The following is a 6,863-nucleotide window of genomic DNA, read 5'->3' as shown; positions in this document are numbered from 1 at the left end:
TCCCCGGGCTCCGCCCCCGCCAGCCAGTCGGCCAGCCAGCCGGCCGCGAACGCGTCCCCGGCCCCCACGGAGTCGACCTCGGTCACCTGGTACGGCTCCGCCCGCCGCACGACGCCCTCGGACAGCTCCATCGCGCCCTTCGCGCCGAACTTGACCAGCACGTGCCGCGGGCCCAGTGCCGCCAGCGCCTCGGCCAGCTCGTCGGGGCCCTCCGCATCGACGATCAGCCGGCCCTCGGCCTCGGTCGCGAACAGCACGTCCACGTTCCCGACCGTCTCCCGCAGCCACGTCCCCGCCTCCTCGGGCGTCCAGAGCGTCCTGCGGTAGTTGACGTCCAGCGAGATCAGCACCCCGGCGGCTCGCGCCTCGGCGATGGCGTGCCGTACGGCGTCGCGTGCCGACTCCGAGAGCGCGGGCGTGATCGCGGAGACGTGCAGCACCCTGGCGGACCTGATGAGCTCGGGGTCGAGGTCGGCGGCGCACAGGCGCGAGCCCGCGCTGTCCTTGCGGTAGTAACGCACGTCGATGAGGTCCGCCGTGCGCCTGCCCTTGATCATGAGCCCGGTCGGCGCCGCGGGATCGGAGATGGCCCGCACGTCGACGCCCTCGCCCGCCAGCGTCGAGCGGATGAGGTCGCCGAACTCGTCGGCCCCCACCCTGCCGACCCACGTCGCGCTGTGGCCGAGCCTGGCCACGCCGATCGCGACGTTCGACTCGGCGCCACCCAGGCCCAGGTCGAAGTCGCGGGCGAAGCGCAGCGGCCCGGTGCGGCGGGCGGCGAACAGCGCCATGGTCTCCCCGAAAGTCACCAGCTCGTGCATGGTTGAAGCCTAGTGTCACGGTTTGGACGGGCGATCGGCGACCGAGATTTCGTGTTTGTCGCCCGGGGCCAGGAACTCCAGCAGCCGCAGCCCCTCCTCCTCGGCCTCCTCCAGGCCGGAGATCGGCGCCCACTGGTGGATGGTGAGCGTGGAGGTGCCCTTGGCGCGGGTGACCGTCCAGTCCCCCGCGGTGAAGCCGTCCACCAGGATGGTGCGGGGCTGCACGTTCGAGCCCATGAAGCCCTGGAGAGCGGCCAGGCCCGTCTCGGTGATGACCCTGGAGCGGTCGGCGTGCGACCGGAAGAGGTTGTCGAAGTCGTACATCAGCCGCACCGGTGCCGGGGTGTCCTCGTCGGGCCGTACGGCGTCGGGCAGGTCGTACAGAATCCGTCCTGACTCGTCCCTGAACCTGACCAGGTCCAGCGACTCCACCGCCTCGCCCAGCCGCGTCAGCCCCGACCACGTCTGCACGTCCATCACCGACGCGGGCCCGAACGCCGCGAGATAACGCAGCACCAGCTCGGCAGGCGTCATCGGCGGCACCTCGAAGCCCAGCCACGACTCGGCGCTCGTGTGCGCGACGGGTCCGCTCTTGCCCCACAGGCCGCGGGGCGGCACCTGCACGAGCGCCACCAGACACCGCACACCCTGGCCGAGCGCGTGCGGATCGTGTGACGGCCACCGTTCCCCGAGCCTCCGGCCCAGTTCGGCGAACGTCATGGGCCGCTCTTCCAGCAGCGCCCTCCCGGCCGCGGCCAGTTCGTCCAGGTCCACCCCTTCCAGCCGCTTGCCGAACGTGGACCAGGTCATGCGCTCGCCGACAGTCTGCAGCAGCGGCCGCATGGCCAGGCAGTCGCGGGCGCTCACGAGGTGGATCGTGGAGCGCTGCAGGGCGACGCGTACGAGATCGCGCGAGAGCAGCAGGTCGGCGGCGTCGGCGGGCTTGAAGCCCTCGATGCGGTTCCACAGGCCGGCGTACCAGGTGTGCGGGGTCTGCGCCTGGAGTCCGCCGAGGTGCTCCACGACCTCGATCACGGTCTTGCCGGTGCGGCGCAGCAGGTGCTGCCGGTCGAGCGTGGCCCGGTTGAGAGCCCGGCGGCTGATGAGGGGATCCATGGTCCAAAGGTAGGGGCTATTGCGGCCGGTCCCGGGCCGCAATAGCCCCAGCGACACCGGCGGTCGGCCGGCACGTGGCTTTTCTAGGGCCTGATGGTACGCGCGCCGGCGTCATCCCTCAGGAACTTCCGAAGGTCGGAATGACTGACGGGGTAGGGGCTGTCGTGCCGTGGCGGCATCGTGCTGCCCCTCCGCGTGCTCGGGCCGTTCGCCGCCCACCTCGACGGCGAGCCGGTCGCGTTGGGCAGTGTGACGCTTTCCCGAAGGACCTAACGCGAACGATCGGATGAAATACAAACGCTCATAACGAAAGGCATAGGATCGAGTCATCGTCCGTGAAGGAGACTCCACCCGTGTCCGTCGAGCAGCGCCACCGGCTCATACTCCGCCAGGTCCGCGACCAGGGCTCGGCGCGCGTGGCCGACCTGGCCGAGGCGCTGGGCGTCTCCGCCGTGACCTTGCGCAGGGACGTCGAGCATCTCGCTGCCCAGGGCCTGCTCACCAGGGTGCACGGCGGCGTCACACTGCCACGCGACACCGACGTGTCCACTCCGCCGGCATCGAAGCTGACCATCGGCATGCTGGTCCCCACCGCCCACTACTACTACCCAGCGGTGATCAAGGGCGCCCAGGAGCAGGCTGCCAGGGCGGGGGCGCGACTCGTGCTGGGCATCTCCCGCTACGACGACGCAGAGGACCGGGCCCAGGTGCGCCAGCTCGTCGAGGGCGGCGCGGACGGCCTGCTGCTCACACCGAGCAGGCAGCCCGACGACGACCACGCGGAGTGGCTGGCCGGGCTGCGCGTCCCGGCCGTGCTGGTGGAGCGCAGGGCCGAGCTCGCGGGTCCGGCGTCCATGCTCGACGCGGTCGCCTCCGACCACGCCCACGGCGCCTACCTCGCCGTACGCCACCTGGCCGAGCTCGGCCACCGCAGGCTCGCGCTCGTCGCCTACCCCAGCCCGACCACGCCGAGGGTCAGGGTGGGGCTGCTGGCCGCCGCCTCGTCGCTGGGCGTAGCCGTCGCCCAGGAGGTCGTCATCGACCGCGGGCGGACGGACGAGCTCGCCGCCGGCGTGGCGGGGCTGGTGCGCGACCAGGGCGTGACGGGTCTGCTCGTGCACAACGACGAGGACGCGCTCTCGCTGGTCAGGCACCTGGGCGCGGCCGGCGTCGCCATCCCCGGCGAGGTGTCGCTGGTCGCCTATGACGACGAGGTGGCCGCGTTCTGCTCGCCCTCGCTCACCGCCGTGGCGCCGCCCAAGGAGGAGGTCGGCCGCTGCGCGGTGGACCTGCTGATCGCCCGCCTCACCCGCGGCCCCGCCGCCCCCGGCCGCCACCTGGCGCTGTTGCCCGAGCTGAGGGTACGCGAGTCATCCGCGCCCCCATCACCGTGATCGCCTGTCGCTCGGAGCTTCTGCGGACTCTGGGTGTCCGGGTCGATGTGTGTCTGTTCGGCGGTGGCTCGGTCGCTCCTGCGTGGTCTTGGGTGCGTGGGTCGGTGTGCGCGTGCTTCGCCATGATGGCTCGGCTGGGCTGTTCCCGTGGCCCCGGGCGCGTGGGCCGATGCGTGCGTGCTTTGCCGTGATCGCTTGCCGTCCGGCGACACAAGGCCCGAGTCGGTGCGTACGTGTTTCGCCGTGAGTCGAGTGGTGACTCGCGCCCTCGCGGCCTTAGGGCGCTCGAGTTCGTGTGCGGCCCCTTCGTTATGATCGGTTCGATCGAATTGATTGTCGGGGGGGCGAAATGACCGAATCACGGCCGAAGATCCTGCTCGCCATGGGGCGGCCGGTGGCGAAGCGGCTCGTCACGGGAGAGGTACGCGACCGCCTGCTCGGCATCGCGGACGTGGACCCCGACCTGGTGGCCGAGGATTTCACCGACCCGGGCGTGGCCGAGGCGCTGGCCGGGGCGGAGGTGCTCTACACGAGCTGGTGGTGCCCGCCCATCACCCAGGAGGTGCTGGACAGGGCGCCCAAGCTGCGCGCGGTCGTGCACGCGGCCGGCTCCGTGAAGCACCACATCACCGAGGCGTGCTGGGAGCGTGGCATCCTCGTCTCGTCCGCCGCGGCGGCCAACGCCGAGCCGGTCGCCGAGTACACACTGGCGTCGATCCTGTTCGCGAACAAGCGGGTGCTCGACATCTCCCGGCTCTACCGCGAGCACCGGGCGCGGCTCGACCTGGACAGCCACTTCCCCGGGTTCGGCAACTACCGGCGCACTGTCGGCATCGTCGGCGCCTCCAGGGTGGGCCGGCGGCTGATCGAGCTGCTGCGGCCGTTCGAGCTGGACGTGCTCGTCGCTGACCCGTACCTGACGGATGACCTGGGAGTGCCGCGCGTCGAGCTGGACGAGCTCTTCGAGCGGTGTGACGTGATCAGCCTGCACGCGCCGGCGCTCCCGGAGACCAGGCACCTCATCGACGCGGGCCGCCTCGCGCGCATGCGCGACGGCGCGACGCTGATCAACACGGCTCGCGGTGCGCTGGTGGATCAGGAGGCGCTCATCGCCGAGCTGGCCAGCGGTCGGTTGTACGGAGTGATCGACGTGACCGAGCCTGACCTGCTGCCCGCCGATTCGCCCCTCTACGACCTCCCGAACGTCCTGCTCACCCCACACATCGCCGGATCTCTCGGTGGAGAGCTGCCCCGCCTCGCCCACCTGGCCCTCGACGAGCTCGCCAGGTACGCCCAGGGCCTGCCGTTCCTGCACGGCGTCGAAGCGGAGGAACTGGCCAGAAGCGCCTGACACCGTGGCCGGCGGCACCACCCGAAAGCAACTCGGCGCTGGCTGTGAGTGGCTGGTGCGCGATGGGCGGTGTCGCCGCCACCGCAGCCGCTGGAGGTGGCCGGTGGCGGTAAGGGCGTCGGCTCGGAGCGGTTGGCCCCGGATCATGGGTGCCGGCCGCAAGCGCCTTGGGTTGGCGGGCGGTGTCGGCTGGGCGGTGCCGACGGTAAGCGCCTTGGGTTGGCGGGCGGTGTCGGCTGGCAGGGGTGGACGTCGGGAGGGTGAGCCTGGCGTGGTCGCCGGCACCCGGCGGCGCCGGGCGGAGGTGGCCTTGGAGGCGTGATGGCGCGGGCGGTGGGGCGGCCCCTACGCTGCTCTGCATGCACAGACGGGTGATCGACGGCCGCTTCGAGTTGATGGAGCGGCTCGGAGGTGGGGGCATGGGCCTGGTGTGGCGGGCCTGGGACGTGGCCCTGCACCGCGAGGTCGCGCTCAAGGAGGTACGTCCTCCCGATACCTCCATGGACGAGCACGACCCGGCCGGCGCCCGCGAGCTGCGCGCGAGGGTGCTGCGGGAGGCCCGTGCCCTGGCTCGGCTGAACCATCCGCACGTCGCCACCATCCACCACATCGTCGATCCGGGCGAGCACGGCTACCCGTGGATCGTCATGGAGCTGGTCTCGGGCGGCTCGCTTCAGGGCCGCATCCAGCGCGGGCCCATGCCGCCGCACGAGGTGGCGCGACTCGGACGTGAGGTCTTGTCCGCGTTACGGGCCGCGCACGCCGTCGGCATCCAGCACCGCGACGTCAAGCCCGCCAACGTCCTGTTACGCGAGGACGGCCGGTCGGTGCTCACCGACTTCGGCATCGCGGCCGTACGTGAGTCCACGAGCCTGACGGCCACCGGGTCGTTCATCGGCTCGCCCGAATACATGGCTCCCGAGCGCATCAACGGCGTCGAGGGCGACCCGGCCTCCGACTTCTGGTCGCTCGGCATGATGCTGTACGTGGCGGTTGAGGGGCGGCACCCGCTGCGCAGGAGCACCGTACTGGCCACGCTGGCCGCCGTGCTCAACCAGGACGTGCCGCCGCCGGAGCGTGCCGGGCCGCTCACCCCCGTGCTGAGCGCACTGCTCAGACGCGACCCGGCGGCCCGCCCCGACACCGAGACCCTCGACCGCATGCTGGCCTCGGCCGCCGACCCCGGCTCGGCCCCGCCTCCGGTCCTGGCCCCATCCCCGATCCAGGCCTCGTCTCCGATCCCGGCCCCATCCTCAGGGACGCCCCCGATCTCCACCTCGATGGGACCCGTGCCGCGGGCCGCCGCGCATGCCGCGCCGCCTATGGCCGGGCACCCGGAGCCGCCTGTCGCCGGTAACACGGTCCCGCCGAGGTCCGGGCCCACCATCCCGCCCCGCTACGGGCACGCGGCCTCGCACCCACCCCCTCCAATCACAGGGGCCGGCACCGCGCACCCGCGCCGCGCCCCTGTAGTCCGCACCGCGGCGATCGTGGCGTCCGCGGCGGCGGTCACGGTGGCCGGCGTGCTGGTGTGGCAGCTGATCCCGACCCAGTCCAGGGACGTCGCGGAGGACACCCCCTCGGTGGGATCCACCCCGGCGGTGACCACGAACCCGAGGTCGCCGAGCACCACCACGCGCGCCACACCGGACAACCTGCACACCCCGGCGGGAATACGCGCCATGATCGCCAAGATCAAGCCCGCCATCGGCGGCACCAAGGTCGTCAAGCTGACGGTGTACCCGACCTACGCCTCCATCGAGGCGCCGCTCAAGCGGGACAAGGGACTGTACGACAGGTACGACTACCGTGACGGCGAGGTCGTCCGCTCGAGCATCGGTGGCAAGGTGAACACCCCCGTCGTGGACCTCGACCAGTACAACTGGGACGCCCTCCCCGCCCTGCTCAGGAAGGCGAACAAGGACCTCGGCGTCCCCAAGCCGACCATGCGGTACGTGATCGCTGACCCCGACTACGTGTTCGCCAGCCCGCACCAGGTGCTGCTCGTCTACGTCTCCGACGGCTACCGCACGGGCTACCTGGTCGCCGACCTCAAGGGCAAGGTCGTCAGGACCTATCCGAGCGACTAGTACTCCAGCCGTAGATCGTGATCTCGATGGTGCGGGGCGCCGAGGAGACAGGTGGTCAGCGTCGATCATCTGGACGAGATCGACCACGCCA

The 6,863-nt window shown here is 71.5% G+C and carries 5 protein-coding genes; 3 read left to right on the top strand and 2 right to left on the bottom strand.

All coding sequences use genetic code 11. The features are described from left to right. Both AB0J09_RS51515 and AB0J09_RS51510 read right to left on the bottom strand, forming a co-directional pair. A partial coding sequence (locus AB0J09_RS51515; RefSeq protein WP_360708982.1) for a sugar kinase occupies positions 1-821 on the bottom strand: 821 nt, incomplete at its 3' end. Positions 822-836: 15 nt separating this feature from the next. Next, a complete protein-coding gene (locus AB0J09_RS51510) occupies positions 837-1,937 on the bottom strand; it encodes a winged helix DNA-binding domain-containing protein (protein WP_360708979.1) in 1,101 nt (366 codons plus the stop codon). A gap of 353 nt (positions 1,938-2,290) precedes the next feature. Here AB0J09_RS51510 and AB0J09_RS51505 point away from each other — a divergent pair, with 353 nt between their 5' ends. The 3 genes from AB0J09_RS51505 (at position 2,291) to AB0J09_RS51495 (ending at position 6,772) form a co-directional block, all read left to right on the top strand. Further along, positions 2,291-3,331, top strand: coding sequence for a substrate-binding domain-containing protein (locus AB0J09_RS51505; protein WP_360708976.1), 1,041 nt, complete (start codon positions 2,291-2,293; stop codon positions 3,329-3,331). A 349-nt stretch (positions 3,332-3,680) separates the two neighbouring features. Then, positions 3,681-4,682, top strand: coding sequence for a hydroxyacid dehydrogenase (locus tag AB0J09_RS51500; RefSeq protein ID WP_360708973.1), 1,002 nt, complete (start codon positions 3,681-3,683; stop codon positions 4,680-4,682). A 359-nt stretch (positions 4,683-5,041) separates the two neighbouring features. Continuing rightward, positions 5,042-6,772, top strand: a complete 1,731-nt coding sequence (locus tag AB0J09_RS51495) for a protein kinase (protein ID WP_360708970.1) — start codon at positions 5,042-5,044, stop codon at positions 6,770-6,772. Positions 6,773-6,863: the final 91 nt, after the last annotated feature.

The organism is Nonomuraea sp. NPDC049784, from assembly GCF_040659615.1.
Classification (GTDB): Bacteria; Actinomycetota; Actinomycetes; order Streptosporangiales; family Streptosporangiaceae; genus Nonomuraea.
Note: the sequence above shows the minus strand (reverse complement) of the source record. Positions and strands in the feature narration are given on the sequence as shown.